We start from the raw sequence: 1,114 nt of genomic DNA, 5'->3' as shown, positions 1-1,114 counted from the left end.
GAAGCACCGCTGCAGATGAAGATCGAGGTATCGTTACCGAGCGTCACGATCGGAGCGCTGTTAAGCTCGATGTTGTAGGTCAAAGAAACCGTGTCGGCTGCGCCGCAACCATCGGAAACTTGAGCCGTAACCGTTTTGGTAACGATCCGGCTTACGTTGAAACACCAGAGGCCGTTCGAGGTTACGGTGCCGTCTCCGGACAACTTCTCGAAAATCAATGTCTCGGCATCGGCATCACTCGCCTCGAACTGGTAACAGACCTGTCCGGTTGCACACATGAAAGTGTCAATCGGCGAAGGCGGATCAACCGCTATCGGCGCAGAGTTGATCGTCACATCGCGAACCAGGATACAGGTGTCAATGCCACAATCGGTGGTGGCTATGATTTCAATTTCGTAATGACCGCTGGTATCGGCCGGGAAGCAAACCGAACCGGCGCTGTAACTGCCGACAGGGGATACCGCCACCGAGACGCCACTGCCCTGGATGCCGACCGGTACGCAAACATCGCTCGCCTGGCAAAGGAACTTGCTCGCCGCGGCGGGACAGTCGATCTGAGCCGCCTGGCCGATTTCAACGTTGAACGTGATCAGACAGGTGTCGGCGTTGCAGGATTCGGTTGCAATCATTTCGATTTCGTAGATACCGGCGGTGTCGGCCGTGAAACAGACCTCACCGTTGGCATAGCTGCCGAACGAGACGCTCACTGAAGCCGAGGCCGGGGTAACGTCAACCATCTGGCAAATCTCATCAGCGGCGCAGAGGAAGACATCGATCGGTTCTGTCGGGCAATCGATAGCCGCGAACTGGCCGAACGTAATCGAAACCACTACCGTATCGGCATCGGTCTCGCCGCACGGGTCGGTCACCTCGACGATAAACTCATAATTGCCGGAGACATCCGGAGTGAAACAAATCTGATTGTTAAGAGTGTCTATCGTGCCGAAACCGGCTCCCATATCCTCAACCAGACCGGACAGACCGTCGGGATCGGAAACATCGTAGCCGATACAGACGGGTGTCGGTGTACAGAGGAACAGGCTGGTGTCGGCCTGCGCCGTAATTGTCGGGGCGCTGTTGAAGGTCACGTTGATAACGGCTGTATCCAGATCAA

General features: G+C 56.1%; 1 protein-coding gene. It reads right to left on the bottom strand.

All coding sequences use genetic code 11. The features are described from left to right. Positions 1 to 1,114: hypothetical protein (locus PLF13_01355; protein HOP05915.1), on the bottom strand; the 1,114-nt coding region annotated here is incomplete at both ends.

Source organism: Candidatus Zixiibacteriota bacterium (assembly GCA_035380245.1).
Lineage (GTDB): Bacteria > Zixibacteria > MSB-5A5 > GN15 > FEB-12 > DAOSXA01.
This window is presented reverse-complemented; position numbering and strand designations above follow the sequence as displayed.